The organism is Pseudomonas sp. FSO-7 (assembly GCF_059579345.1).
In genome coordinates this window covers 3,816,951-3,843,801 of sequence record NZ_CM184193.1, presented here as the reverse complement: position 1 = coordinate 3,843,801, position 26,851 = coordinate 3,816,951, and the positions used below count along the sequence as shown (strand labels likewise).

Sequence of the window (26,851 nt, the reverse complement as noted above, 5' to 3'; positions counted from 1 at the left end):
AAAAAATCAGGAGTCATCGATGCAACCGATTCGTCTCGGCCTGGTGGGCTACGGCAAGATAGCCCAGGACCAACACGTTCCAGCCATCCACGCCAACCCCGCGTTCCAACTGGTGGCGGTCGCCACGCAAGGGCAGCCCTGCGCCGGGGTGGAGAACTTCCGGTCCCTGGGCGAGCTGCTCGAAAACGGCCCTCACGTCGATGCGATTGCATTCTGCACACCACCGCAAGGTCGATTCGCCCTGGTGCAGCAGGCGCTGGCGGCCGGCAAACACGTCCTGGTGGAAAAGCCGCCGTGCGCCACGTTGGGTGAAGCCATGGCCTTGGTGGAGCAGGTGCGCGAGCAAGGCGTCAGCGGCCTGTTCGCCTGGCATTCCCGTTACGCCCCGGGCATCGCAGCCGCCCGTGACTGGCTGGCCAGTCGCACCTTGCACAGCGTGCAGATCGATTGGAAAGAAGACGTGCGCAAGTGGCACCCGGGCCAGGCGTGGATCTGGCAACCTGGCGGCCTGGGTGTCTTCGATCCGGGCATCAACGCGTTGTCGATTGCGACCCATCTGTTGGCACTGCCGTTGTTCGTGGAATCCGCCGAGTTGCGCGTGCCGGACAACTGCCAGTCGCCGATTGCCGCCAGCATCAAGATGGCCGACGCCCGTCACCTCGATATCCGTGCGGAGTTCGATTTCGACCATGGTCATGATGAGCTCTGGAGCATCGAGATTCGCTGCGCCGAAGGCGTCCTGCGGCTGGACAACGGCGGTGCGCTGTTGAGCATCGACGGCGTGCGCCAGGTGGTATCCGAGGAAGGTGAGTATGCGGCGGTGTATCGGCATTTCCAGCAACTGATCAACGACAAAGCCAGCGACATGGACCTGCAGCCACTGCGGTTGGTCGCGGACAGCTTCTTTGTCGGCAGTCGGACGGCGGTCGAGCCGTTCTACGATTAACCCAAGGAACCGCAGTTGAACGAACAGACCTTGTCCATGCGACTGGAGCGCGTGGCGGCGCATATGCCTGCGGGTGCGCGCCTGGCTGACATTGGCTCGGATCACGCTTACCTGCCGGTGGCCTTGCTGCGCCGTGGCGTCATCGCGGCGGCGGTGGCCGGCGAGGTGGCGTTGACACCGTTACGCGCCGCCGAGCGCACCGTGCGTGAGAATGACCTGGAGCAGCAGGTCAGCGTACGCCTTGCCAATGGCCTGGCAGCGATCGAGCCGGAAGACGGGATCACCGCGATCAGCCTTTGTGGCATGGGCGGCGAGACGATCCGCGACATCCTGGACAGCGGCAAAGCACGGCTGAGCGGGCGGGAGCGGCTGATCCTGCAACCCAACGGCGGCGAACAACCGTTGCGCCAATGGCTGATGGAGAACGACTACCGCATCCTTTGTGAGGAAGTGCTGCGGGAAAACCGCTTCTACTACGAGATCATCGTCGCCGAGCGCGTCGGGGCGGTAACGTACACCGCCGAGGAGCTGTACTTCGGCCCGCTGCAGATGCAAGCCAGAACCCCGATCTTCCTGGCGAAGTGGCAACGTCTGCTGCGCCAGAAGCAAAAGACCCTCACCAGCTTCGCCAAGGCACGGCAGGCGGTGCCCGAAGAGAAACTGCGCGACATCACGCGGCAGGTCCGCTGGATCACTGAGCTGTTGGCTTGAGTTGCAGTGAGGGTGGATGTACTGGCCTCATCGCGAGCAAGCTCGCTCCCACAGGGGATTGCGGGTGTTCACAGTATTGCGACCCATCACAAAACCCCTTGTGGGAGCGAGCTTGCTCGCGATGAGGCCACCACTGACTTGAAAAATTCCACGGTCTTCAGCCGGCTGCTTACCGACTCACCACCGGGTAATGCTTGATACGACACGCATACGAGTTGCCGTCGCCCTTACAGACGCCATCCAGGTAGCGGTAGTCGACCTGTACCGACTGCCCTTTCCCAGGCCATTGGCGGCGAGGGAGCGTGGCTTGGTAGTCCGGGGTTTCCGGGGTGAAGGTGAGCAACGAGCCTTGCGCCGGACACTCCACCGAAGAGGTCTTCGGCCTGACTTTAATCACCTGCGCCTGAAGCTGCGGATAGGGTTGTTTCAGCACTTCGACGATACGCAGCTCCATCTGGCAGATCTGCCACGTCGAGGCCTGGACGGGCTCGCCCAGGAAGGGGAGCGTCAAGGCAAGCAGTCCGAGGCAGGCTGTGTGAGTGTTCATGGCTGACCCTGTTTGAGGTGCTGACGTAGGCGAATCATAGCTTGGTATTGTGGCCCTCAGCAGGGTGGTGGCACTATGCCTACAGTCTTTAGGCCATTACAAGGAAGTGATCCATGCCCGGCATCCCAAACGTCGCCTCAGCATTCTGCGAATTCATGCAATCGTGGGAAGAGGACCGCAAATACCTGCCGTCCTCCATCAGTGCCCTGGCCAACGGTTTTGAGGGCTGGCTGAAGTTCGAGTTTTATTTCTGGCTGATCCACGCCCGTCGACTTCGTGGTCCCGACCGTGAGCTGGCGGACGTTGGCGTCGAGTATAAGGTGGCGCTCGATCAGCGTTGGTCGCAGATGGACATCCTCACCAAGCAATGCGACTTGTGGATTCGCGACCAGGATGAAAAGCGCTTTCACTTCATTGAACTCAAGACACCTTTCGCCAATGCCAACCAGGGCAAGATGTTTGAAAGCGCGGCCAAAGACTATTGGTACATGACCCGGCTGAAATCCCAGGCGGAAAAGGTAGCAACGGGCAGCGTCATTATCTTTGGCGTGAACTTTGACCAGGCGCGCTGGGAAAAACATCTCCAGTACGTCGAGGAATATGCCGGCTACGTCGAGCATTCATCCAAGGCATCCGGCACGGTGCCAGGCGTGGAGGGCTTGAGGTGGGCGATCCTGACCATGCACTACCCGCAGATGGGTGAGATCCCTCTGCCGCAAGCCGAGGTTCAGGCGCCATGAGGCCATAGAGGGCCGTTGGCCTGGCACTGCTGGCTCAACCGTAAAGCCCCATCAACGAGAAAGATTTGTCCGTGGTCAGTGCGACAACTTCGGCCAGGGAATGCAGGAGCACCGGCACCAGCAGGCCACCGCTGACCACTCTGGCGACGCCGAGCACGCTTCCACAGGCGAAGATCAGCACGACAGTTATCCAATTCCCATATTGGATGTGCATGCCGGCGAAGATGGCCGACGTCACGATGATCGCGATCCATGTCCAGGCACGGCTGTTCTCGTAGGGGAACAGCCGGAGCATGTAATGGCGGAAAAACAACTCTTCGGCGATGGGCGGCAGCACGATCAGCGAGGCAATCTTGATCGTGGCTTGCCAACCGTTGAGCCCGTCCAGGAGTTCGGCCATGAACACCTCACGGGGTAATCCGAGCACGAAGACGGCGACCCCGAAAAACAGGTAGGCCCCGATAACGCCGATCGCCCCCCAGCGCAGGGGGGTGCCGATGGAATGACCGCACCACTGGGGACGCAGATCGGTGCGGTATTGCAAGGCGAAGAGGGCGAGGAGAAGGAGCGCGGTGATACCCGAGGTGGTCGTGAACGTCAGATAGGCCTGCATGTCCGCGGGTACAAAAAGGACCTCGGGCAGTGCGGCCAGGAAAACGACCAAGGTGGCCAGCACGAACATCCCTAGCCGGGGAAAGAAGCGGTAGGGCGATAAAGTGGAGGCGGGTGCAAACTCAGGGGCGGCACTTAGATTCGTCACAGTCACTCCATGAGTGCAAGGAAAAAGGCATGATGCCAGTGTTTTGATTGGTTGGGCTGGGTTCCTATTGGCTTTGTGAAAAGGTCGGCAATCGGACCTGGTGTTTGCAACCGAACCACCGCCATCGCGAGCAAGCTCGCTCCCACATTCAATTTCCAGTGAACACAAAACTCATGTCCAACACAGCACCCCTGTGGGGAGCGAGCTTGCTCGCGATGAGGCCAGCAGCCCAGCATCCCTGTGACTGGACCACCGCCATCGCGAGCAGGCTCGCTCCCACATTCAATCTCCAGTGAACACAAAACTCATGTCCAACACAGCACCCCTGTGGGGAGCGAGCTTGCTCGCGATGAGGCCAGCAGCCCAGCATCCCTGTGACTGGACCACCGCCATCGCGAGCAGGCTCGCTCCCACATTCAATCTCCAGTGAACACAAAACTCATGTCCAACACAGCACCCCTGTGGGAGCGAGCTTGCTCGCGATGAGGCCAGCAGCCCAGCATCCCTGTGACTGGACCACCGCCATCGCGAGCAGGCTCGCTCCCACATTCAATTTCCAGTGAACACAAAACTCATGTCCAACACAGCACCCCTGTGGGAGCGAGCCTGCTCGCGATGGCGGAGGCTCAGCCACATAGATGCCGGAGTGAGGGCACACCGAGCCCTAGCGAGGTGCCGAGTGGTGGGGCAAGTGCGTTTTGGTGACTTTTGCGCTCTTCAAAAGTGACCCGCCGTAAAGGCGGAACCATAAGCCGCCATTACCTAAATAACGGATATACACACCGACCCAAGCACTCAAGCACTCAGCACTCAAAGCTGCTTCGACCCCCCACCAATCTGCCAGACATACGGCGGCTCCGTCCCATTGATCTCCCAATCACCAATAATGCGCTCCTTGTAGATCAACGGATTATGCGAGGCAGCAGTGCGAGCATTGCGCCAGTGACGGTCGAGGGCCTTGCTGGTGCTGGTGGCCGAAGCACCGAGGGCATTGAACAAGTCACTGGTGGCGCGTAACACCAGGTCGGAAATCACCACCTGGGCCTGAGCCGACTCCAGCTCGGCGGCGATGTTGGCGGTGTGTTCGGTCTCGGCGTTCTGACTGAAGCGGCTTTCATAGGCGCGTTGGGCGGCGTTCGCGGCGCGCAGGGCGGTGGCTTCGGCGGCATAGACCTGGGCCGAAGCCTTGCCGATCACTTGCTGCACCTGCACGTCCTGGCTCACTGCGCTGGCATTGCCGGTGCTGAAAATCCGTGTGCGTCTGCGTACTTGCTCGGTGATGTCGTGGACCGCAGCGCGGCCGGCGCCGGTCAGCACGGCGAGCAAGACCAGTTGATAGAACGCAGTCTGGTATTTGAAACGGGTAGAGAAGTCGATGAGGTTTTCCGCCTCGACCAGTGCATTCTCGAACAACGACGTCCCGCTGCCGGTGGTGCGTTGGCCAAAGCCGTCCCAGTCATCGCTTTGCTTGACGCCCGGCTGGTGCACGCGCACGGCGGCAATCACGTCGGCGCCGTTGTCGTCGCGCTGGGCATACACGTCGATCCAGTCGGCGAAAATACTGCCGGTGCTGTAGTACTTGGTGCCGTTGACGACCCATTGATCGCCTTGCTGGGAAACCCGGGTAACCACTTCACCGATTTTCACGGCGCCGACTTCAGTCCAGGCGTTGCCAACCAGTTCACCTTCGACGAAGCGCTTGAACCATAGGTCCTGTGGGCTGCTCGCGTGGGCATTGAGGCGGTCCTCGACGAATGCAAAGTGCCCGCGCAAGGCCTGGGGCAGGTTGGAATCGGCTTCGGCCAGTTCGATCAGCAATTGCAACAGCTGCGGCAACGAGGCCCCGGCGCCGCCATATTCGACCGGTACACGGATGGCGCCAAAGCCTGCTTCCTTTAGCCATTTCACCTGTTCAAAGGGCAGGCTGCGCGTCTGCTCACGCGCCAGGGCGCCGGCCTGGATGCGCGCAAAGATCGGTCGGAAGCGTTCGGCCAAGGGCTCATAGTCGGTGCCCGTGGAAAGGATCGGCGGCAGGTGTTGTTGCTGTGCGGTCATGTTGGTGTTCCTTCTGGATGGCGAGTAGGCGGGCAGGGTGAAAACCTGCCGGTGCCCAAGGCCATTGCACAGTCCATGCCCGGGGCCCGACGCCCGTAAATGCGGGGTCTTTAGGGCATTCATCGATGAAAGGCTGTCCTGGCTGCGGACAATCTGTTGCGCAACTGTGTGCCGGGCAACAGTTGCCGTGACGGGCATCGACACGCCAGGTGTTCGCCAGGCAACAGCGGACCAACAGCTTGTCCGTCGGGCGACAGTGCAGTGGTTCGATGATTCATGTAATCCATTGATTATTAAGGTGATATTCAACTGGCACGGTTGCTGCTCTACACCTTGTGCAGACGCCGAGGTGGCGTCTCCAGGCATGGGGTAAGCGATGAGCAAGCAATTCAAAGTGGTGGCGGTGTCAGGCAGCGTGCAGCACCCGTCACGCACCCTGGCACTGCTCCAGGCGTTGGTGGACCGGCTCGGGCAGCAACTGCCGATCGAGGTGCGCTTGATCGAACTGGCCAAGGTCGGTCCGCAGTTCGCCGGGGTGTTGCGCCGCGAGGCCTTGCCGGCTGCCGTGCAGGAGGATCTGCATGCCATTGAATCGGCCGATCTGCTGATCGCCGCCAGTCCGGTGTACCGAGCCTCGTACACCGGCCTGTTCAAGCACCTGTTCGATTTCGTTCATCACGAAGCCCTCAAGAACGTACCGGTGTTGTTGGCCGCGACAGGGGGCTCGGATCGTCATGCCTTGATCATCGATCACCAGTTGCGGCCCCTGTTCGGCTTCTTCCAGGCCCTGAGCCTGCCGGTGGGGGTCTATGCCAGCGAAACCGATTTCAGCCAATACCGGATCTCCAGCGCACAGGTGCTGGAGCGCATCGAGCGCGCCGTCGAGTCAGCGTTGCTGAGCCTGGGCCCGAGTACCCAGCGCAACGCCAGTGCCGCCTGATCGATTTTTTCCTTTCAAAACGAGCCGTGGAGTACATGCAATGAGCCAGGACACGATCAAATTTGCCTACTGGGTGCCCAACGTCAGTGGCGGGCTGGTGGTCAGCAAAATCGAACAACGCACCGACTGGGGCATCGACTACAACCGCAAGCTGGCCCAGATCGCGGAGGCGGCCGGCTTCGACTATGCGCTGTCCCAAGTGCGTTTTACCGCCGGTTACGGTGCTGAATACCAGCATGAGTCCGTGGCGTTCAGTCATGCCTTGCTGGCCGCCACCACGCGCCTGAAAGTCATCGCCGCGGTGTTGCCGGGGCCGTGGACGCCGTCGGTGCTGGCCAAGCAGATCGCAACCATCGATCACCTGACCGGCGGCCGGGTGGCGGTCAACATCGTGTCGGGCTGGTTCAAGGGCGAGTTCACGGCCATTGGCGAACCGTGGCTGGAGCACGATGAGCGCTATCGCCGCTCCGAAGAATTCATCACCGCGCTCAAGGGCATCTGGACCACCGACAACTTCACCTTGCGCGGTGATTTCTACCGCTTCCACGACTACACCCTCAAGCCAAAACCACTGCAGCAACACCCGGAGATCTTCCAGGGCGGCAGTTCACGTGCGGCTCGGGACATGGCCGCCCGGGTATCGGACTGGTACTTCACCAACGGCAATACCGTGGAAGGTGTCAAGGCGCAGATCGATGACCTCCAGGCGAAGGCGGCGGCCAACCACCACAAGGTCAAGGTCGGCGTGAACGCCTTTGTCATTGCCCGCGACACCGAAGAAGAGGCGCGTGCGGTCCTCGCCCAGATCATCGACCAGGCCGATCCCGAGGCCGTCAATGCCTTTGGCGATGCGGCGAAGCAGGCCGGCAAGTCCAGCCCGGAAGGCGAGGGCAACTGGGCCAAATCCAGCTTTGAGGATCTGGTGCAATACAACGATGGCTTCAAGACCAACCTGATCGGCACGCCGCAGCAGATCGCCGAACGCATCGTCGCACTCAAGGCCGTGGGTGTGGATCTGGTGCTCGCCGGTTTCCTGCATTTCCAGGAAGAAGTCGAGTATTTCGGCCGTAAGGTGCTGCCGCTGGTGCGTGAGCTGGAACAACGCAACGTGGCAGCCAAAACGGCGGCGGTCGCTTAGGCGCGGGAGGCAGCATGGGCACGTTCACCGACACCCCCGACGCGGTCCCGGCCAGCTTGCCCCAGTGGTTGCAGCGCCAGGCACATCGGCACGGCATGGACGTCGCGTTGCGCCATAAGCACCTGGGTGTCTGGCAGGAGCGAACCTGGGCGCATGTGGCCGACGAGGTGCGTCGTTTGGCGAGTGCCCTGCAAACCCGTGGTTTTGCGGCGGGCGCGACCCTGACGATCATCAGCCGACCCAGGCCGCAGGCGCTGCTTGCCGCATTGGCTGCGCAGTGGCTGGGTGGCGTGGCGAGCCTGTTCGACCCGCTGGACGCAGCGGCCGAACAGGTGCAACGGCTCGCCACGCTGCAACCGGATTTCGTCCTGGTCGAAGGCGTGGAAGAAATGCGGCGTCTGCGTGCGGCGCAGGTGGCCGTGGGAGTGTGGGTCTACCTCGACAAGCGTGGCCTGTCGGATGCGGCGCCATTTGCGCAAGCGCTGGATTACGCCGCGCTGGTTGCCGAGCGGCCAATCGATGACCTGGCGCCGCAAGGGCGAGTGCTGCAAACGGCCTTTGTCTTTTATCGCGGGGCCGGCCAGGCGATTGAGGAGCAACGCGTCAGCCACGCCGAGCTGTTGCAGGAGGGCCAGCGGTTGCTGGTGCGCGAAGGGTTGGGCCGACAGGAAGAGGCATTGGCTGCACGGGCGTTCGCCTCGGGCGGGCAAGCCCGCTATCTGCTGGCGCCTTGGTTGATGGCCGGTTTTCGCCTGAACTTCCCTGAGAACCTGGCGACCCGAGATCGCGACCGTCGTGAGCTGGGCCCGACGCTGGTGGCCGGGACGCAGGAAACCTATGAGCGTTTGCACCGCTATGCGCTGGAGCGTTTGCCGGAGTCGGGCGGTTGGTCCCGTGGGCTGGTGGACTGGGCGTTGGCGGCGCAGCCGGGGCTGTTGCAACGGCATCTGGGGGACTGGCTGGTTCGTCGGCCTTTGCGCGATGTGTTGGGTTTTTCCCGGACCCGCGCGCCGCTGTTGGTGGGCGATGCTTTGCCGCCCGAAACCCAGGCCTTTTTCCAGGTATTGGGTATCAGGGTTCGCCGATGGGAGGATGCGGCCCACTGGGAAGCGCCGTCGAACCTGGTGCAGCGCACCACCGATGACTGGACGGGTCTCCAGTCGCAACTGGCCTGAGAGGAGACGTCCCATGACCCAGACGGCCGTCACGCATTTGCTGGAGCTGGAGCATATTTCGCTGTCATTCAAAGGCGTCAAAGCGGTCACGGACATTAGCTTTCGCGTCGCCACCGGTGAGATCTGCGCCTTGATCGGCCCCAACGGCGCCGGCAAGAGTTCGCTGCTGAATGTCATCAGCGGCGTGTACCAGGCCCAGGACGGGCACATCCGTTTTGATCGACAGGAGCGGCGCCGGATGCGCCCTCACGACGTGGCGGTCCGCGGCATTGCCCGGACATTCCAGAACATCGCGCTGTTCAAGGGCATGAGCGTGCTCGACAACGTGCTTACCGGACGCAACCTCAAGCGCCGCAGCACCTGGATCGAGCAGGCGCTGCGCATCGGTCGCGCCCGGGCCGAGGATGACAGCCAGCGCGAAGCGGCCGAACGGGTCATCGCGTTCCTGCATTTGCAGCCCTGGCGCGACGTCCTGGTGGGCACGCTGCCCTATGGCTTGCAGAAACGGGTGGAGCTGGCCCGCGCGCTGGCGGCGGAGCCTCGGCTGTTGCTGCTGGACGAGCCCATGGCCGGAATGAACGCCGACGAGAAGCAGCAGATGAGCCGCTTCATCGTCGACATCAACCGTGAGCTGGGCACGACGGTGGTGTTGATAGAGCACGATATCGGCGTGGTCATGGACATCAGCGACCACGTGGTGGTGCTCGATTACGGTCGCAAGATCGGCGACGGCTCGCCTGAAGACGTACGGCAGAACCCCGAGGTCATTTCGGCCTACCTGGGCACTCACCACTGACACCGGATATTCGACGCCTTCCCGTCAGGGAGGGCTGGCAAGTTGCGCCCGCAGAACAGGAGCGGCGATGGAATTTTTCTTTGAAGTATTGATTGGCGGATTGTTGGCGGGGGTGATGTACGCCTTGGTGGCCATCGGTTTCGTGCTGATCTACAAGGCCTCCGGGGTGTTCAATTTCGCCCAGGGCGCGATGGTGCTGTTCTCGGCGCTGACCTTCGTCAGCCTGCTGGAGCGGGGCGTGCCGTTCTGGCTGGCGTTCGTCATCAGCCTGGCGGCCATGGTGCTGATCGCCGTGGCGGTGGAGCGCGTGGTGCTGCGGCCCTTGGTCAACCGTTCGCCGATCACGCTGTTCATGGCCACCCTTGGGCTGTCCTACGTCATCGAAGGCTTCGCCCAGGCGCTGTGGGGCGCCCAGGTGCATGGCCTGGAACTGGGTATCAGTGATGAACCGCTGGAACTGGGCGGGATGCTGTTGTCGCAGTTCGACATTTTTGCCGCATTGACCGCGGCGTTCCTGGTGCTGCTGTTGTCCTGGCTGTTCAACAAGACCCGGCTCGGATTGTCGTTGCGGGCGGTGGCCGATGACCCGCTGGCGGCGCTGGCCGTGGGCATTCGTTTGCAGCGGGTCTGGGTGGTGGTGTGGGCGGTGGCGGGGTTTGTCGGGTTGGTCGCCGGCCTGCTCTGGGGCGCTCGTCTGGGCGTGCAGTTCTCGCTCTCGCTGGTGGTGCTCAAGGCCTTGCCGGTGTTGATCATTGGCGGCTTCACCTCCATCAGCGGCGCGATTGTCGGCGGCTTGATCATCGGCGCTTCGGAGAAGCTGGCAGAGGTTTACCTCGGGCCCTTCATCGGCAGTGGCATCGAGAACTGGTTTCCCTACGTGCTGGCGCTGCTGTTTCTGCTGGTGCGTCCGGCGGGGTTGTTTGGCGAACGGGCCATCGAACGGGTTTAGGGGAGCGCATCATGTTTTATCGAGAAGCAGGCCAGTTCAACACACGTTATGCCCAGGACCGCCGGGTCTTCGCCCTGCGCCAGGACCGTCACGGACTCGCCGCGTTGCTGCTGTTTGCCTTCGTCGGGGTGCCCTGGCTGGGTAACGACTACTGGTTCAGCGCGATCCTGATTCCGTTTTTGGTGCTGTCCCTGGCCGGGTTGGGGCTCAATTTGCTCACCGGTTATGCCGGGCAACTGTCCCTCGGTTCAGCGGCGTTCATGGCGGTGGGGGCTTTCGCCACCTACAACCTTGAAATACGGGTCGCCGGTCTGCCGTTGCTGGTCAGTATTGCCCTGGGCGGGCTCACGGCGGCGTTGGTGGCGGTGCTGTTCGGCCTGCCGAGTTTGCGCATCAAGGGCTTCTATCTGCTGGTCTCGACCCTGGCGGCGCAGTTCTTCGTGACCTGGGCGCTGACCCGGTTCAGTTGGTTTTCCAACAACAGCGCCTCGGGCGTGATCAGTGCGCCGCGCCTGGATGTGTTCGGGGTGAATCTCGACGCGCCGGCTGGCCGCTATCTGCTGACCCTGAGCGTGGTGGTGGCGCTGTTCTGGCTGGGCAAGAACCTGGTGCGCAGCGAGTTGGGACGTAACTGGATGGCGGTGCGCGACATGGACACCGCCGCCGCGGTCATCGGCATTGCGTTGGCGAAAACCAAGCTGCTGGCGTTCGCCATCAGCGGCTTTTTCCTCGGGGTGGCCGGCGCGCTCTGGGCCTTCGCTTACCTGGGGACGGTGGAGCCCCACGGGTTCGACCTCAATCGGTCGTTCCAGATCCTGTTCATCATCATTATCGGCGGCCTCGGCAGCCTGCTGGGCAACTTCCTCGGCGCGGCCTTCATCGTGCTGTTTCCGGTGTTGCTCTCGAACCTGGTGTCGCTGCTGCCCGGTGGGCTGGTGGACGCCGGCCAGGTGGAGAACCTGCAGAAGATGATCTTCGGCGCCCTGATCATCCTGTTCCTGATCAAGGAGCCAGAGGGCCTCGCGCGCCTCTGGCAGAGATTTCGCCAGCGCGCACGGCTGTGGCCGTTGCGCTACTGAGCGATGCGCACAGCACGGGTCTGCAGTTCCATTTTGTTGGCTTATCCATGGCTTCATAACAAGGAAAATCCGATGTTCAAACGATCATTCGCCAGTAGCCTGGCACTGGCCCTGAGCCTCACCGCCGCGGCCTTCACCGTCCAGGCGGACAACGAACAATACTTCCCCCTGCAAAGCTATCGCGTCGGCCCTTATGCAGCCGGCGGCACCGGTTTTTTCGGCGGCTTCATCGACTACCTCAAGTACGTCAACGCCAACGGCGGGGTGAACGGCGTCAAGCTGACCTGGAGCGAGTGCGAAACCGAGTACGTGGTCGAGAAAGGCGTGGAGTGCTACGAACGTCTGAAGAAAGGCTTGAACGGCGCGCCAGCGGCGGCCACCAACCCGCTGTCGGTGGGCATTGCCTACGCGACCCTGGAACGTTCGACGGCCGACAAGCTACCGCTGATCACCATCAACCATGGGCGTACGGATTCCACCGATGGCAGCGTGTTCCCCTACGTTTTTCCGTTGCAGTTGAACCCGTATTCCGAGGTCTCGGCGATCATCAATTACATCGGCCAGCGCGCCGGCGGGCTGGACAAGCTCAAGGGCCTGAAGATCGTCACCCTGTACCACGGTTCGCCCTACGGCAAGGAAACCAATGAGGTCCTGCAGACCCTGGCCGACAAGTACCGTTTTGCGCTGACCTTGCTGGAGGTGCCGCACCCGGGCAACGAGCAACAGTCGCAGTGGTTGAATATCCGCCGGGAAAAACCCGATTGGGTGATCCTGCGCGGTTGGGGGGTGATGAACCCGGTGGCGCTGAAAACCGCGCAGAAAGTCGGGTTCCCGGCCGACCACATCATCGGCAACATCTGGAGCAACTCCGAAGACGACGCCGCGCCGGCCGGTGCCGCGGCCAAGGGCTTCATCGCCATCACCACGCACCCTTCGGGCACCGACTTTCCGGTGTTGCAGGGCATCAAGCAGCAAGTGGTCGACGCCGGACAGGGCGACCTGGCCGATCCCAAGCGGTTCGGCACCGTGTATTACAACCTCGGCGTGGTCAACGGCATCCTCAACGTCGAAGCGCTGCGCATTGCCCAGCAGAAATTTGGCAAGCAACCCCTGACCGGCGAGCAGGTGCGCTGGGGCTTCGAGAATCTCAAACTCGACGATGCACGGCTCAAGGAACTGGGGGCGCTGGGGTTGGTGCAGCCGTTGCAGCTGTCGTGCTCGGACCATGAAGGCGGTGGTGCGGTGCGCTTCCAGCAATGGGACGGTACGCAGTGGAAGCTGATCAGTGACTGGGTACAGGCCGACCGCGCCTTGTTGCGGCCGATCATCGAAGCGTCTTCGCACCAGTATGCCCGGGAAAAAGGCATTACCCCGCGTGATTGCAGTCAGGAATCCTGAGGCATCGCGGCGACCGGGCGCGGGCGTCCGGTCGCTATCTGAAAAGGCGAAACAGCATGGCGACGAACGTGCCGATCTTGCAGATCGACGATATTGAAGTCCTCTACGAACAGACCATCCTGGCCGTGCGCAGCGTGTCGCTGGAGGTGGCAAAAGGGCAGGTCGTGGTGCTGCTGGGCGCCAACGGCGCGGGCAAAAGCACCACACTGAAAGCGGCCTCCAACCTGGTGCGCGCCGAGCGGGGCGACGTGGTGCGGGGGCGGATTGTCTACCAGGGGCGCGAGGTGACCCACAGCGCGCCTCACACCTTGGCGGCAAACGGCCTGGTGCAAGTGCTGGAAGGCCGGCATTGCTTTGCCCAGTTGACCGTGGAGGAAAATCTTCTGGCCGGTGCCCTGGCGCGCCAAGTACCACGGCGTCAGTTGTTGGCCGATCTGGAATTAGTCTATGGCCATTTTCCCCGCCTGAAACTGCGACGCAAAAGCCTGGCCGGCTACACCTCGGGCGGCGAGCAACAGATGATCGCCATAGGCCGAGCATTAATGGCCAGGCCGCAGTTGGTCTTGCTGGATGAACCGTCGATGGGGCTGGCGCCGCAGATTGTCGAGGAAATCTTCGAGATCATCCGCCAGCTCAATCAGCGCGACGGCGTCAGTTTCCTGATCGCCGAACAGAACATCAACATCGCCCTGCGTTACGCCCACTATGGTTACGTGCTGGAAAGCGGTCGCGTGGTCAGTGAAGGCCGCGCCGAACAACTGGCGGCGCGCGGCGATCTACAGGATTTCTACCTGGGTGCGCGGACGCGGGACCAGCAAGCGGCTGGGATGGAAGCACAGCGCTCCCCATAAAAGAGCCCTCGCCGAATTGCTTTTGTGGCGAGGGAGCTTGCTCCCGCTGGGCTGCGCAGCAGCCCCAAAGCCAGTCACCGCGTTGTATCAGGTGGATGTCATCCGCTTGATTGGGGGCGCTTCGCACCCCAGCGGGAGCAAGCTCCCTCGCCACGGGGGGCTCAGGTCGACAGGTTGATCACCTGGCCATCCCGGGTGTCCAGCGCCGGGCGGCGTCGATTGACCACCAGCTCGCCAATCCTGATCAGCAACGTACGGGTGACGTTTCGACTCAGGCCCAGCAGACTGGCGGTATGGACCTGATTGCAGTTAGCGTATCGGTAGGCGGTGCGCAACAACTCGGCTTCGACCTTTTCATACACATCGCCATGCTCCTGCTCGAGCAGTTTCTCAAAGGCTTTCTGCAAGAGCGCCTCTGCGCTTTGAGGGGCAGCCTCCGGTGGGTTGTCCTGGCGCTCGATGCGAAAGTTCGACAGGTGCAGGTCCTGCACACCGATCACTTTGTTGCGGCAAATCAGCAACGTGTGGTGGATGACGTTTTCTAACTCGCGGATATTTCCCGGCCAGGAATAGTCGAGCAATTTGCGCTGCGCCTGGGCGTCCAGCGTCACCTCGCCGTGACCGAGCCTGTGGCTGTACTGCGCAATGAAGTGGCGTATCAACGGCAGGATGTCGCCGGGCCGCTCGCGCAGCGGCTTGAGCGCCAGGCTGACCACGTTCAGGCGGTAATAGAGGTCTTCGCGAAAGTGCCCGGCATTGATGGCTTTTTCCAGCTGTACGTTGGTGGCCGCCAACACACGCACATCGATCTTGATGCTCTTGCGCGAACCCAGCCGAACCACTTCGCGTTCCTGCAGTACCCGGAGCAACTTGACCTGGATCGGCAACGGCAAATCACCGATTTCATCGAGGAACAGGGTGCCGCCGTCCGCTTCCTCGAACCAACCGGCCTTGGCCGTCAATGCGCCGGTAAAGGCGCCTTTTTCATGGCCGAACAGCTCGGCCTCCACCAGGGTCTCGGAAAACGCCCCGCAGTTGACCGCAACGAACGGCTTGTGACGACGGGCGCTGAGGTTGTGGATATGGCGCGCCACCAATTCCTTGCCGGTGCCGGTCTGGCCGATGATCAACACGCTGGCGTCACTGGGCGCGACTTGTTGCAGGTGAGCCAGCAAGGCGCGGGAGGTGGGGTCTTCGAAGACCTGGGCCGTGGCACGAATCGAGGTGGCCAGGCCGGGGGAGGGAGGTAGCGTTAGAAGCTGCATGACGGTGGCCCGTTAATGAGATTGCCGTGACGGAAGGTGAGGAGTGCCAACGCTCCTTGATGGCAACACCGCGAGAAGCCATTGGGCTTAAGGCTTAATCTAAATGATCTAAAAAAATGATAATAAATAACTTTAAGTTATTTGCTTAGGACTGGGCCGACGGTGAGAGCAAGGGCTTGCTGCCACCGTCTCTTGGGGGCCTGGTATTTATCCGTCAGTACGAATATGCGGGGTAACGGACATCCCCACCCGCAGTTTCGCTGCCGCGGGCTGGTCGGGGTCGATGCGAATACGCACGGGCAAGCGCTGGACGATCTTGGTGAAGTTGCCGGTGGCGTTGTGCGGCGCAATGGTCGAGTAACTGACGCCGCTGGCCGGCCCCAGGCTTTGCACGGTGCCCGCTAGCGACTCGCCTGGCAACGCATCGATCTCGATGTTCACGACCTGGCCTGTCGCGACGTGCGCCAGTTGCGTCTCGCGGAAGTTGGCGGTGATGTAGACGGCCTCGAGCGGCACAATCGCCAGCAAGGGCTTCCCGGTATTCACGAAAGCGCCGATGCGCACGGATTTCTGCCCGATCGTGCCGGCAATCGGCGCCGTGATACGGGTATAGGACAGCTTCAGTTCCGCAATGGCCTGCGAGGCCTGGGCATGGGCAAGGGAGGCATCGGCTTTTTCCAGATCGGCCTTGAGGACGTCCACTTGCTGCCGGGCCGCCTGCAGACCCGCCTCGCTTTTGTCCCGGCGCGCCAACTGAATGCTCAATTGCGCTTCAGCCTGTTGCCGCGCTTGCACGGTGCCTGAGCCATCGTTGGCCAGGTTGCGATACCGCGCCTGGTTGGCATGGGCCAGCTTGAGTGCCGCTTCATCCGCGGCCACCGCCGCTTGTGCCTGGCGAATGGCGGTCTGCTGTCGGCTCAGGTGCGCTTGCAGGCTGGCGATGCTGGCCCTGGCACTGACAACCTGGGCTTTGGCTGCGTTCACGGCGGCCACGAAATCACGGTCATCCAGCGTCGCCAACAAGTCTCCTTTCTCGACCCGCTGGTTGTCTTCGATCAACACTGTCTCGACCGTACCGGACACCTGCGGCGCTACCGTGGTGAAATCGGCGTGGACATAAGCGTCCTCCGTTGATTGGGTCGATGCGCTGGATTCGGGGCGATTGAAATAGACAACTCCAGCGACTGCCGCGGCGAGCAGCACGACACTGATGATCTGGGCTTTCTTCGGTAAGGCCATGATGAATTACCCCTGTGAGGAGGAGGATGAGGCGGCCTGCTTGACAGGTGCCGGGATGTAGGTCAGCCGAAGCACGAGGGGAATCAACAGCAGTGCCAGCAGGCCCAGCGCGCGATAGGCATCGGCGATCGACAGCACCACCGACTGCTGGCCGACGATGCCCAGCAGTTGTGAGGGCTCCGGTGTAAAAGCCTCGGCGTTGCTTGCCAGGGCCGCCTGGTCCAGCAACATTTCCCCATGGAAGCGGCTGCGCACGACCACGAACTGTCCGACCAGCGCCGCACCGCACAACGACCCGAAGGCGCGCAGGGTGTTGATGGTGCCGGACACATAAGGGCCTTCGGCAGACTGCACCACGCTGGTGATCAGAAACAGCATCGACACCACCGCCATTGGTTGCCCCAGGGCTTGCAGCGTTTGCGCCACGACGAATTGGTCGCGGTTCCACTCGCTGGTCAACTGCGCGCCGCAAAGGCAGGCCAGGGCGATCAGGCACAGCCCCAAGGCGAACACGAGGCGCGCATCGACCCATTTCTGGTAGAGCAGCAGCGCCACCAAAGCTCCGAGGATTAATTGCGGCAGCGCGACGATCAGCCCGATCGAGGCCATCTGCAACGGGCGATAGTCCTGCAGCGGCCCGAGGTAACTGGCCGGCAGCAGTGAACTGGACATCAGCACCACCAACAACGAGACGAACAGAATGCAGCCCAGCCCCAGGTTGCGGCGCCCCAGGATCTGCAACTTGATGAACGGCGAGGGATGAAACCACTCGGTCAACAGGTAGATCGCCAGCAAGGCCAGACCAGCGACCAGTGACGAAGCGATCAACGGTGAATGGAACCAGTCCAGCCGCACGCCTTGATCCAGGACGACGGTCAACAGGCCAAAAGCCGGTACGCCGCAGGCCATGCCGGCCCAATTGGCCTGGCGAAAGCGTGGGCGCTGAACCGATTCCCGTGGCAATCCCCAAGCGATCAAGCCGGCGGCGATCAGGGCCAAAGGGACGATCTGCCAGTACACCCAGCGCCAATCCTGGAGTTCATCTGTCCACTGTCCTGCCAGCCAGATGGCCAGGTTGGGCGCGAAGGTCGCGGTCATCGCGTACATCGCCAGGCCGTACAACCGCACGGGTGACGGCAGGAACTTCAGGGCCGCCATCATCAGCAATGGGATTGTCGTGCCGCTGGCGACGCCTTGTACAAAGCGCAGGCCCAACAGCAGTTCGAGGTCATGGATGAACGGCAGGAGCAGCGCCAACGATGTACAGGTGGCGAGCATCCACAGCTCAAGGCGCCGGACCGAGAGCGTCAGGGCAAACCACGCCGAAAAGGGCATGGCGATCAGTTCTCCGGCGCTATACGCCGTGGTGAGCCAGGACGCATCGTCCAAGCCAAAGCCCAACGCGCCTCTCACGTCCGCCAGCGCCAACGCGCCGACCCGGGTGTTCAGCCCGGCCATCATGGCCGCGAGGAAAATACCGACCAGGCCAACCAGCGGGCGTTTCGAAGACTTGACCAAGGGGGTTGCGCGGGTCATGACGGGCGCGGGCGATAAAGCGATGCTGTTCATGGACGCTGCTCCGGGTTCCAGCCGCCGCCCAGGGATTTGTAGAGGTTGACCACGGTCAGTGTGGCGTTGGTGGCGTTGGCATTGAGGCTGGTCTGGCTGGCAAGCACATTCAATTGTGCCGTGAGGACACTCAAGTAGTCGGCGGCACCCTGTTGATAGCCGCGCTCGGCCGCGTGCAGTGCTTGCCGGTTCTGCTCATACGACAGCAGCAGTTCCTCATGTTGGCGCTGCTGCGCGGCCCAGGCATCCAGAGCGTCGTCCACCTCGTGCCAGGCGCGCAATACGGTTTGCCGATAGGCCAGGGCAGCGGTCTTTTGCCGCGATTCGTTCAGGGCCAGGCGTTGCATCAAGCGCCCCCCCTGGAAGATCGGCAGGTAAACCGTCGGCCCGACGGAAAAGAAGCGAGCGTCCCAGCTGGCCAGGTCGCCGCTGTCGAACGCTTCCATGCCGATTCGCCCTTTCAGGCCGATGCGTGGATAGAAGTCCGCCTTGGCCACGCCGATGGCCGCAGTGGCAGCGTGGAGCTGCGCTTCGGCGCGCAGGATGTCGGGGCGCCTGTGGGCCAGTTCAGACGGCACCCCGACCGGAACCCGGGTGGGCAGCGAAGGCAAGGGCATGGCTTGGCGCAGTTGTGCATCGAGTGCGCGGGGTGGTTCACCCATCAACAGCGCAAGGGCATTCATCTGGGCGTTGCGACGTTGAGCCAGTTCGGGAAGCAGAGCCTTGAGCGTCGCCAACTGCGCGCGAGCGGATGAGGTTTCGAAGCGTGTCGCCACGCCATTGCGCTCGCGGCTTTCGGCCAGGCCCAGGGTGCGCTCGGCGATCGCCAGGTTCTGTCGGGCGATGTCCAGTTGCGCCTGGGTGCCACGCAGTTGCAGGTAGGTCCGTGCCACTTCGGTGGCCAGGGCAATCCGAGCGGCTTCGCGATCATAGACCGTCGCCTCCAGGGTCGCCGCCGCACCTTCGCGCGCACGGCGGGCCCGGCCCCACAGATCGATTTCCCAACTGGCATCGAAACCCAGCTGCCAGAAATTGCTGGGCTCGGTAGGGGCGCCCAGTGCGGCGAACTTGCCATGTTCGCTGAGCGCCTCTCGGGCGTAGCTAGCATTGGCACCGACGCTGGGCAGCAGTTGCGAAGCGGTAATCCCCAGTTGTGCCCGGCTCTGATCAATGCGCTCGGCGGCCATCTGCAAATCAAGGTTGCCGGCTTGTGCCCGTGATTGCAGTTGGGTGAGCAGCGGGTCGTTGAACAGTTGCCACCATTGGCTGGGGACGGCGGCAGGGAGCAGGGTAGCGTCCCTCCCGTGCTCGGGTCGGGGCGTCAGTTGCGCGGCGTCAAGTTCGCCCTCGGGTTGCACGAAGTCGGGTCCCACCGCACAGCCGGTGAGGGCGAGTGTGGTGAGCACGACCATGGGGTTCAGGCGGCGTTGAAGTAACTCGAAAAAAGCCGACATGGGCAGGTCCCCGCAAGGTTGCAGCGTAGCTCCGCGAGCGTGCGCCTGGGCTCAATCGATCCTGGATAAAGAGTCGTCCGCTGTGGGGTCATGGTATTGAGCGATTGCGGCGAGGGCACTTCTACATCGGTTCAGCCAAGCCATACCTCAGTGGTGGGGATGTATACGAAGGTATGTGTTTGAGTCGGGGGGACAAGGGGGCGAGGTGATACTGCTCACTTAAGCCGTTTCCGGAAATTCTGATCTTTTTTTCTGAGAGGCATGGTTTTTAGGTAAGGATGGTGTGTATATCCGTTGCTGCGGTCACGGCTGCTGGCGGTTCTGCTCTTACAGCGGGTCACTTTCGAAAAGCCCGGAAGCCGGCCCAGTCGAAAGTAACCAAAGCGCTTTATGCCCCACCACTTGGTGCCTCGCCTAGGCTCGGCATGCCTTCGTTCAGCCAGCGTGGTTAACGGGGCGCTCCAGATCAACGTCCATCGCGAGGCGGCCTGACAGCCGACCTGGCTCTTGGGTGGGGCCGCGTTTCCCTGTGGGAGCGAGCCTGCTCGCGAAGAGGCCGGCAAGCCCAACATCCATGTGACTGAACCACCGCTATCGCGAGCAGGCTCGCTCCCACACTGGATTTTCAGTAGACACAAAACTTATGTACGCCGCAGTCCCCTTGTGGGAGCGAGCTTGCTCGCGAAGAGGCCGGCAAGCCCAACATCCATGTGACTGAACCACCGCTATCGCGAGCAGGCTCGCTCCCACACTGGATTATCAGTAGACACAAAACTTATGTACGCCGCAGTCCCCTTGTGGGAGCGAGCTTGCTCGCGAAGAGGCCGGCACATCCAGCATCTTCATCGGCTGAACCACCGCCTTCGCGAGCAAGCTCACACACACACACATTGGATCTTCAGTGGATACAAAACTCATGTGCATCACAAAACCTGTGGGAGCGGACCCAGCCTGCATAGGGGGGAAGCGCGATCGACACAACGACATCAGTGTGTCGGACGCAGCGCCACCTCGATGCAGTCCAGCAGCTTGTCGGCATCACAGGGTTTAGGCAGGCAGGCGACCAACCTCGGTATGTGTGCACCAAGGTCCGGGTAAGCGGTGATGAAGATGGTAGGGATCCGCAACCCCATGGCACCGAGCCGTTCATGCAGCTCAACACCACTCATGCCCGGCATCTGGATATCGGAAATCAGGCAGTGCGTGCCTGCCGGGGCATTGGCGTCCAGGAATTCGATGGCACTGCAATAGGTTCGAACGTTATAACCACTGGAACGCAACAGGCTATCCAGGGCTGTCCGAACGGATTCGTCATCGTCAACAACGGCGATAGTTGTCGTGTTGCGCATCTGCGTGGCTTGCGTCATAGGGGTCGCTCGTAACAGCGCCTGTCGTGACTACACGATACGCGGTCCCATAAGGCGCAGAAGTATACCTACGTATGACGCCCTAAGACCAAAGGGTTGGCGCTGGGGGGCGGATACTGCGCCAGGCCACGAAAAAATTGTGAAGGGCTTTCGTGAGGCGCTAATCTAAAGAACGCAACACGCCCCGTCCTGGATCCCGGCACACGTTTGACCCTCAGGTATCCAGTGCAGCCACGGAAGTCGCCTTCGGGCGACGACATCGGCAAGTGCGACATGACACTGGACGACAGCCGACGGCAAAGTGCGGCAGAACAATCCAAATAGTGTTCCTGTGCCGATGGATAACAGCATGCAAATATTATGGGACGATGGTGAGCGTATCTTCTGTCGAGAATTGCGCTCGGGTACAGACGGCGACAACACGGTCCTGGTGGCCCGACCCGCGACCGAACAGCCTCGCCCCGGTTGCCTTGACCGGCTCGCCCATGAGTTCGGCCTGAAGGATGAACTCGATCGCGCCTGGTCGGTGCAACCGCTCGACATGGTGCGCGAAGGGCCCCAGGTGCGACTGTTGCTCGAGGATCCCGGCGGCGTGCCGCTCGTGCAGTTGCTGATCGCACCGATGGAAACGGCGACGTTCTTGCGCCTTGCGGTGAGCATTGCCGTGGCGCTGGGCAAGCTCCACCAGCGCGGTATCGTCCACAAGGACATCAAACCCAGTCACATCCTGGTGAACTGCGCCGATGGCCAGGCCCGGCTTACCGGGTTCGGCCTGGCCTCGCGACTGCCGCGGGAGCGACAGGCCCCCGAGACCCTGGCCGGCACCCTCGCCTATATGGCCCCCGAGCAGACCGGCAGGATGAATCGCTCGATCGATTCGCGCAGTGACCTCTATTCCTTTGGCGTCACGCTGTACCAGATGTTGACCGGCTCGCTGCCGTTCACCGCGTCCGACCCGATGGAGTGGGCTCACTGCCATATCGCCAAAAAAACCTCGCCGCCCAGTGAGCGGGTCGAAACCATTCCCCAGATGCTCTCCCTGATTGTCATGAAGCTGCTCGCCAAGACTGCCGAGGAGCGCTACCAGACGGCCGCGAGCGTCGAACATGATCTGCGCCGTTGCCTGGCGGAGTGGACGCAATCGCGGCACATCGAGGCCTTTGCGCTGGGTGAACAGGGCGCATCCGATCGGCTGTTGATCCCCGAGAAGCTCTACGGCCGTGAACGTGAGGTCGAGACGTTGGTCACGGCGTTCGGTCGGGTGGTCGAAACCAACGCCCCGGAACTGGTGCTGGTGACCGGCTACTCCGGTATCGGCAAGTCCTCGGTGGTCAATGAGTTGCACAAGGTCCTGGTTCCGCCGAGGGGACTCTTCGCCAGTGGCAAGTTCGATCAATACCGGCGCGACATTCCTTATTCGACCCTGGTGCAGGCCTTCCAGAGCCTGGTGCGCACGTTGCTGGGCAAGAGCGACACGGAACTGGCGAGTTGGCGCGATGCGTTGCTGGAGGCGCTGGACGCCAATGCGCGGCTCATGACCGATCTGATTCCCGAACTCAAGCTCATCATCGGTGAGCCGCCAGCGGTCTTGGCGCTCGATCCCCAACAGGAACAACGCCGCTTCCTGCTGGTGTTCAGGCGCTTCATCGGTGTGTTCGCCCGCGCGGATCATCCCCTCGCCCTGTTTCTCGACGACCTGCAGTGGCTCGACGCGGCCACGCTCGACCTGCTGGAGGATCTGCTGATCAGCGCCGATGTGCGGCACCTGATGCTGGTGGGCGCCTACCGCAGCAACGAGGTGGATGCCTCGCACCCGCTGACGGGCAAGCTCAAGGCCATTCGGAACGCGGGGGGCAAGGTCAGTGAGATCACTCTGGCGCCCCTCGCCAAGGAGCATATCGAGCAGTTGATCGCTGAAGCCCTGCATGACGCGCTTCAGCGCATCGAGCCGCTGGCCCAACTGGTGCTGGACAAGACCGCAGGCAATCCGTTCTTCGTGATCCAGTTCCTGCAGGCCCTCGCTGACGAGCGATTACTGACCTTCGACCACGAGGTCCGGCAGTGGTGGTGGGATCCGCAGCGCATTCACGCCAAGGGCTACACCGACAATGTCGTCGACCTGATGGTCGGCAAACTGGTCCGCTTGCCGGCCGACACGCAGCAGGCGCTGCAGCAACTGGCCTGCCTGGGCAACGTGGCCGGGCTCAAGGCGCTTGCCACCGTTCTGGACATCCCCGCGGCGCAGGTCCGGGCGGTCCTGTGGGAGGCGGTTCGCCAGGAACTGGTCGAGCGGCTCGACGATGCCTATGGATTCGTTCACGACCGTATTCATGAGGCCGCCTACTCGCTGATTCCCCAGGCCGCGCGTGCCGAGACGCACCTGCGCATCGGACGGCTGCTCGCGGCGCAAACGGGCGCGCAAGCGCTTGAAGAGACGATTTTTGAAATCGTCGGCCAGCTCAATCGCGGCGCGGCATTGCTCACCGACCGGGTTGAGCGGGAGCAGTTGGCTGAATTCAACCTGATGGCCGGCCAACGGGCCAAGGCCTCGACGGCCTATGCTTCGGCGCTCAACTACCTGGCCACTGGTGCGCAGTTGCTGGATGAGGATTGCTGGACATGTCGTCATGAATTGATTTTCGCGTTGGAATTGAACCGGGCCGAATGCGAGTTCCTTACCGGGCAACTCGGTGCCGCAGACGAACGCCTGAAGGCCCTTGCCGATCGCGCCTTGACGGTGATCGAACGGGCCAACGTGGCGTGCCTGCTGATGGACGTCTACCTGCTCCTGGATCGCAGCGATGGTGCGGTGGCTGTCTGTCTCGACTATCTGCGTCATGTGGGGATCGAGTGGTCGGCCCATCCGAGCGACGACGATGTGCGAGACGAGTACGACCGCATCGGCGAACTGCTGGGCGACCGGGCCATCGAGGACCTCATCGATCTGCCGCTGATGGAGGACGCGACGTCCCTGGCGACGCTCAACGCACTGGGCAAGCTCTTTGCGCCGGCGTTGCAGAGTGAAGCGAACCTGGCGGACCTGTTGATCTGCAAGGCGGTCACCCTGAGCCTGGAGCAGGGAAACTGCGATGCGTCCTGCGTGCTGTACGCCAATCTTTTCCGGGTCGCGGGCCGGCGGTTCGGGGACTATCAGCTAGGGTTCCGCTTCGGCCAGCTCGGTTGCGACCTCGTTGAAAAAGGCGGCCTGAGGCGATTCGAGGCCAGCACTTATCTGTGCTTTTCCTGTTTTGCCGTGCGTTGGATGAAGCCCGTGGGGCAGTGCCGGGACCTGTTGCGTCGGTCGTTTGCGGCGGCGAACCGGATCGGCGACCTGCCGTACGGAGCGTATGCGGGCAATAACCTCACCGCCGATCTGCTGTTCGCTGGCGAGCCGTTGGCCGATGTACAGGGCGAAGCGGAGCGGGGCCTGGCCTACGCCAGGACGGTGCACTTCGGGCTGGTGACGGACTTTATCGTCGCGCAGTTGGCGCTGATCCGGATGCTTCGCGGCGTGACGCTGACTTTCGGCATCCTGGACGATGGCCAGTTGAGCGAGCCGGCCATCGAAACCCATTTGTCCAGCAACCCGGACCTGGTACTGGCTGAATGTTTGTACTGGGTCCGCAAACTGCAGGCCCGCTACCTGGCTGACGATCCTGAAGCGGCCCTGGCAGCGGCGGCAAAGGCCCAGGGTCTGCTCTGGGTTTGCCAGTCGTTCTTCGAGGAGGCCGAATACCATTTCTACGGCGCCCTGGCGCGAGCTGCCTGTTGCGACCGTGTGCCGGTGGATGAGCGCGAACCTTACTGGGTAGCGATGGCGGTCGATCACCGTCAACTCCAGACGTGGGCGCAGCAATGTCCGGAGAACTTCGCGAGCCGCACCGCATTGGTCGGTGCTGAAATTGCCCGGGTCGAAGGTCGAGTCATCGATGCCGAGCTGCTGTACGAGCAAGCCATCCAGGCCGCACAGGACAGCGGTTTCGTCCATGTCGAGGCGTTGGCCAATGAACTCGCGGCGCGCTTCTATGCCGCCCGTGGCTTCGGCAAAATCGCCCGTCTCTACCTCCAGGACGCCCGCTACGCCTACCAGCGTTGGGGCGCCGACGGCAAGGTGCGACAGCTGGAGAATACGTATCCGTTGCTGAGGACCGAAGCGGCTGTGCCCGGTCCAACGACGACGATGACGACACCGGTCGAGCACCTGGATCTTGCCACCGTGCTCAAGGTCTCCGAGGCGGTGTCCGGTGAAATCGTGCTGGATAAGCTGATCGACATGGTCATGTGTACGGCCATTGAACAGGCCGGCGCCGAACGCGGGTTATTGATTCTGTCGAGCGAAGGCGAGCACCGTGTCGCGGCGCAGGTGACCACTGGCAACCACGCAACGCAAATCCACAATGCCCCGGTGAGCGCGGCACTGTTGCCAGAGTCCATTCTCTACCACGTCCTGCGCACTGGAGAGAGCGTTTTTCTTGACGATGCCCAGATCGCGGCGCCGTTTGCCGCAGACCCTTATATCCGCCAGCAGCGCGCCCGCTCGATTCTCTGCGTGCCGTTGCTGAACCAGGCCAAGCTTGTCGGCGCGCTCTACCTGGAAAACAATTTGGTCGCCCATGTATTCAACCCAACCCGGATCGCCGTGTTGAACCTGTTGGCATCCCGTGCGGCCATCTCGTTGGAAAATGCCCGTTTGTACCGTGAGGTCGCCGGGCGTGAAGCGAGGATCCGGCGCCTGGTAGACGCCAACATCATTGGGATTGTGTTTTGGAATGCCGATGGCGACATCATCGAAGCCAACGATGCCTTTCTGCGCATGGTGGGCTACGAGCGCGAAGATCTGGCCTTGGGTCGCCTGGGCTGGAGGGACCTGACGGTGCCGGAGTTCCGGGAGCTGAGCGAACGTTCCTTGGCCCAGGCGCTGCTCACCGGGCACGCCCGGCCTTACGAAAAGGAATATTTCAGGAAGGACGGCAGTCGCCTGCCGGTCATTGTCGGATTGGCGCTGTTCGAGGCCGGCAGCAGGGAAGGGGTCGCCTTTGTGCTGGACCTGACCGAACGCCGGCAGGCCGAAGAAAAAATCCGCGAAAGCGAGCGACGTTATCGCGAGGTGCAAACCGAGCTGGCCCACGCCAACCGCGTCGCGACCATGGGGCAGTTGGTGGCTTCGATCGCCCATGAAGTCAACCAGCCGATTGCCGCAACGATCCTCAATGCCGATGCCGCGCTGCGTTGGCTGAACACCCAGCCACCCGAAATCGAGGAAGTTCGCCAGGTACTGGGCCGTCTCATCCACGACGCCAATCGGGCGGCGGATGTGCTGGGTCGGATCCGCGGGCATATCCGCAAGGCGCCACCGCAAAAAGGGCCGGTGGACATCAACGTGGCCATTGGCGAAATGATCGAGTTCACCCGTGGCCAGATCATCAAGCGTGGCGTCTCGATCCAGACGCAATTGGCCGCCGGCTTGCCGCTCATCGAGGGTGATCGGGTCGAGTTGCAACAGGTGTTGCTCAACCTGATCATGAATGCGCTCGAGGCGATGAGCAGCGTCAACGAGGGCGAACGGCAGTTGTGGGTCTGTGCAACGTTGGCGGAGGCCGGTTGGGTACTGGTAAGCGTGAGCGATTCGGGGCCGGGGTTCGCCTCGGAAAACGTCGATCAAGTGTTCACTTCGTTCTACACCACCAAGCCCACCGGCCTGGGCTTGGGGTTATCGATCTGTCGTTCGATCATCGAGTCCCACGGCGGCCGCTTGAAGGCCAGTGCCAACCAACCCCGTGGCGCTACCGTTCAATTCACGTTGCCCATCGTCCAGGGGCAAATGCATGCCTGAGGTCTGGACAGCGTCCGATTCATACTTAGGTTTAAAAGC

20 protein-coding genes are annotated in these 26,851 nt (G+C 62.1%); 12 read left to right on the top strand and 8 right to left on the bottom strand.

Features of this window, described 5'->3' with window-relative positions; genetic code table 11:
- Positions 1–19 precede the first annotated feature (19 nt).
- Both AC515T_RS16645 and AC515T_RS16640 read left to right on the top strand, forming a co-directional pair.
- Positions 20–946: a Gfo/Idh/MocA family protein gene (locus AC515T_RS16645; protein WP_496529213.1), complete on the top strand. Its 927-nt coding sequence runs from the start codon at positions 20–22 to the stop codon at positions 944–946.
- Positions 947–961: 15 nt separating this feature from the next.
- Positions 962–1,657: a tRNA (adenine(22)-N(1))-methyltransferase gene (locus tag AC515T_RS16640; RefSeq protein ID WP_496529212.1), complete on the top strand. Its 696-nt coding sequence runs from the start codon at positions 962–964 to the stop codon at positions 1,655–1,657.
- 169 nt (positions 1,658–1,826) lie between these two features.
- Here the strand turns inward: AC515T_RS16640 and AC515T_RS16635 are convergent, their stop codons facing one another.
- Complete coding sequence (locus tag AC515T_RS16635) at positions 1,827–2,204, bottom strand: hypothetical protein (RefSeq protein WP_496529211.1); 378 nt, start codon at positions 2,202–2,204, stop codon at positions 1,827–1,829.
- A gap of 113 nt (positions 2,205–2,317) precedes the next feature.
- Between AC515T_RS16635 and AC515T_RS16630 the strand changes: the two genes are divergently transcribed.
- Positions 2,318–2,944, top strand: a complete 627-nt coding sequence (locus AC515T_RS16630) for a hypothetical protein (RefSeq protein ID WP_496529210.1) — start codon at positions 2,318–2,320, stop codon at positions 2,942–2,944.
- Between the two features lie 34 nt (positions 2,945–2,978).
- On the opposite strand, the gene AC515T_RS16625 is transcribed toward AC515T_RS16630, so the two are convergent.
- Together AC515T_RS16625 and AC515T_RS16620 are read right to left on the bottom strand one after the other, a co-directional pair.
- Positions 2,979–3,704 (bottom strand): CPBP family intramembrane glutamic endopeptidase, encoded by a 726-nt coding sequence (locus tag AC515T_RS16625; RefSeq protein ID WP_496529209.1) that lies wholly within the window; start codon positions 3,702–3,704, stop codon positions 2,979–2,981.
- 810 nt (positions 3,705–4,514) lie between these two features.
- Positions 4,515–5,759, bottom strand: coding sequence for an acyl-CoA dehydrogenase family protein (locus tag AC515T_RS16620; RefSeq protein ID WP_496529208.1), 1,245 nt, complete (start codon positions 5,757–5,759; stop codon positions 4,515–4,517).
- A 376-nt stretch (positions 5,760–6,135) separates the two neighbouring features.
- Between AC515T_RS16620 and msuE the strand changes: the two genes are divergently transcribed.
- The 8 genes from msuE (at position 6,136) to AC515T_RS16580 (ending at position 14,085) form a co-directional block, all read left to right on the top strand.
- On the top strand, positions 6,136–6,699 hold the full coding sequence (msuE, locus tag AC515T_RS16615) for an FMN reductase (RefSeq protein ID WP_496529207.1): 564 nt from the start codon (positions 6,136–6,138) through the stop codon (positions 6,697–6,699).
- Positions 6,700–6,739: 40 nt separating this feature from the next.
- Positions 6,740–7,837 (top strand): dimethylsulfone monooxygenase SfnG, encoded by a 1,098-nt coding sequence (gene sfnG / locus AC515T_RS16610; protein WP_496529206.1) that lies wholly within the window; start codon positions 6,740–6,742, stop codon positions 7,835–7,837.
- 14 nt (positions 7,838–7,851) lie between these two features.
- Positions 7,852–9,012: an AMP-binding protein gene (locus tag AC515T_RS16605; protein ID WP_496529205.1), complete on the top strand. Its 1,161-nt coding sequence runs from the start codon at positions 7,852–7,854 to the stop codon at positions 9,010–9,012.
- A 13-nt stretch (positions 9,013–9,025) separates the two neighbouring features.
- Positions 9,026–9,808 (top strand): ABC transporter ATP-binding protein, encoded by a 783-nt coding sequence (locus AC515T_RS16600; protein ID WP_496529204.1) that lies wholly within the window; start codon positions 9,026–9,028, stop codon positions 9,806–9,808.
- 67 nt (positions 9,809–9,875) lie between these two features.
- Positions 9,876–10,757 (top strand): branched-chain amino acid ABC transporter permease, encoded by an 882-nt coding sequence (locus AC515T_RS16595; protein ID WP_122565586.1) that lies wholly within the window; start codon positions 9,876–9,878, stop codon positions 10,755–10,757.
- 11 nt (positions 10,758–10,768) lie between these two features.
- Positions 10,769–11,836 carry a branched-chain amino acid ABC transporter permease gene (locus AC515T_RS16590; RefSeq protein WP_496529203.1) on the top strand — a complete coding sequence of 356 codons (1,068 nt, stop codon included), beginning with the start codon at positions 10,769–10,771 and terminating at the stop codon, positions 11,834–11,836.
- A 72-nt stretch (positions 11,837–11,908) separates the two neighbouring features.
- Complete coding sequence (locus tag AC515T_RS16585) at positions 11,909–13,234, top strand: ABC transporter substrate-binding protein (RefSeq protein ID WP_496529202.1); 1,326 nt, start codon at positions 11,909–11,911, stop codon at positions 13,232–13,234.
- A gap of 56 nt (positions 13,235–13,290) precedes the next feature.
- The gene (locus tag AC515T_RS16580; RefSeq protein ID WP_496529201.1) at positions 13,291–14,085 is read left to right on the top strand and encodes an ABC transporter ATP-binding protein; all 795 of its coding nucleotides are present in this window, start codon (positions 13,291–13,293) and stop codon (positions 14,083–14,085) included.
- A 161-nt stretch (positions 14,086–14,246) separates the two neighbouring features.
- On the opposite strand, the gene AC515T_RS16575 is transcribed toward AC515T_RS16580, so the two are convergent.
- The 5 genes from AC515T_RS16575 to AC515T_RS16555 all read right to left on the bottom strand — a co-directional run bounded on the left by AC515T_RS16575 (position 14,247) and on the right by AC515T_RS16555 (position 20,979).
- Positions 14,247–15,350, bottom strand: a complete 1,104-nt coding sequence (locus tag AC515T_RS16575) for a sigma-54 interaction domain-containing protein (protein ID WP_496529200.1) — start codon at positions 15,348–15,350, stop codon at positions 14,247–14,249.
- A 207-nt stretch (positions 15,351–15,557) separates the two neighbouring features.
- The gene (locus AC515T_RS16570) at positions 15,558–16,589 is read right to left on the bottom strand and encodes an HlyD family secretion protein (protein ID WP_496529199.1); all 1,032 of its coding nucleotides are present in this window, start codon (positions 16,587–16,589) and stop codon (positions 15,558–15,560) included.
- Positions 16,590–16,595: 6 nt separating this feature from the next.
- Positions 16,596–18,158 (bottom strand): MFS transporter, encoded by a 1,563-nt coding sequence (locus AC515T_RS16565; protein ID WP_496529198.1) that lies wholly within the window; start codon positions 18,156–18,158, stop codon positions 16,596–16,598.
- Positions 18,155–19,612, bottom strand: coding sequence for an efflux transporter outer membrane subunit (locus AC515T_RS16560; protein ID WP_496529197.1), 1,458 nt, complete (start codon positions 19,610–19,612; stop codon positions 18,155–18,157). Before AC515T_RS16560 ends, AC515T_RS16565 begins: the two co-directional genes overlap by 4 nt.
- 986 nt (positions 19,613–20,598) lie before the next feature.
- Positions 20,599–20,979 carry a response regulator transcription factor gene (locus AC515T_RS16555; protein WP_496529196.1) on the bottom strand — a complete coding sequence of 127 codons (381 nt, stop codon included), beginning with the start codon at positions 20,977–20,979 and terminating at the stop codon, positions 20,599–20,601.
- A gap of 349 nt (positions 20,980–21,328) precedes the next feature.
- On the opposite strand from AC515T_RS16555, the gene AC515T_RS16550 reads away from it, so the two are divergent.
- Positions 21,329–26,812: a trifunctional serine/threonine-protein kinase/ATP-binding protein/sensor histidine kinase gene (locus AC515T_RS16550; RefSeq protein WP_496529195.1), complete on the top strand. Its 5,484-nt coding sequence runs from the start codon at positions 21,329–21,331 to the stop codon at positions 26,810–26,812.
- The last annotated feature ends 39 nt before the right edge of the window (positions 26,813–26,851 follow it).

What these genes read in the sequence shown, in the direction of transcription:
- AC515T_RS16580 (WP_496529201.1), top strand. Translation starts at nt 13,291, where the DNA reads ATGGCGACGAACGTGCCGATCTTGCAGATCGACGATATTGAAGTCCTC.
- AC515T_RS16595 (WP_122565586.1), top strand. Translation starts at nt 9,876, where the DNA reads ATGGAATTTTTCTTTGAAGTATTGATTGGCGGATTGTTGGCGGGGGTG.
- AC515T_RS16585 (WP_496529202.1), top strand. Translation starts at nt 11,909, where the DNA reads ATGTTCAAACGATCATTCGCCAGTAGCCTGGCACTGGCCCTGAGCCTC.
- AC515T_RS16560 (WP_496529197.1), bottom strand. Translation starts at nt 19,612, where the DNA reads ATGTCGGCTTTTTTCGAGTTACTTCAACGCCGCCTGAACCCCATGGTC.
- AC515T_RS16550 (WP_496529195.1), top strand. Translation starts at nt 21,329, where the DNA reads ATGCAAATATTATGGGACGATGGTGAGCGTATCTTCTGTCGAGAATTG.
- AC515T_RS16645 (WP_496529213.1), top strand. Translation starts at nt 20, where the DNA reads ATGCAACCGATTCGTCTCGGCCTGGTGGGCTACGGCAAGATAGCCCAG.
- AC515T_RS16590 (WP_496529203.1), top strand. Translation starts at nt 10,769, where the DNA reads ATGTTTTATCGAGAAGCAGGCCAGTTCAACACACGTTATGCCCAGGAC.
- AC515T_RS16635 (WP_496529211.1), bottom strand. Translation starts at nt 2,204, where the DNA reads ATGAACACTCACACAGCCTGCCTCGGACTGCTTGCCTTGACGCTCCCC.
- AC515T_RS16565 (WP_496529198.1), bottom strand. Translation starts at nt 18,158, where the DNA reads ATGAACAGCATCGCTTTATCGCCCGCGCCCGTCATGACCCGCGCAACC.
- AC515T_RS16570 (WP_496529199.1), bottom strand. Translation starts at nt 16,589, where the DNA reads ATGGCCTTACCGAAGAAAGCCCAGATCATCAGTGTCGTGCTGCTCGCC.
- AC515T_RS16630 (WP_496529210.1), top strand. Translation starts at nt 2,318, where the DNA reads ATGCCCGGCATCCCAAACGTCGCCTCAGCATTCTGCGAATTCATGCAA.
- AC515T_RS16620 (WP_496529208.1), bottom strand. Translation starts at nt 5,759, where the DNA reads ATGACCGCACAGCAACAACACCTGCCGCCGATCCTTTCCACGGGCACC.
- AC515T_RS16600 (WP_496529204.1), top strand. Translation starts at nt 9,026, where the DNA reads ATGACCCAGACGGCCGTCACGCATTTGCTGGAGCTGGAGCATATTTCG.
- msuE (WP_496529207.1), top strand. Translation starts at nt 6,136, where the DNA reads ATGAGCAAGCAATTCAAAGTGGTGGCGGTGTCAGGCAGCGTGCAGCAC.
- AC515T_RS16555 (WP_496529196.1), bottom strand. Translation starts at nt 20,979, where the DNA reads ATGACGCAAGCCACGCAGATGCGCAACACGACAACTATCGCCGTTGTT.
- AC515T_RS16605 (WP_496529205.1), top strand. Translation starts at nt 7,852, where the DNA reads ATGGGCACGTTCACCGACACCCCCGACGCGGTCCCGGCCAGCTTGCCC.
- sfnG (WP_496529206.1), top strand. Translation starts at nt 6,740, where the DNA reads ATGAGCCAGGACACGATCAAATTTGCCTACTGGGTGCCCAACGTCAGT.
- AC515T_RS16575 (WP_496529200.1), bottom strand. Translation starts at nt 15,350, where the DNA reads ATGCAGCTTCTAACGCTACCTCCCTCCCCCGGCCTGGCCACCTCGATT.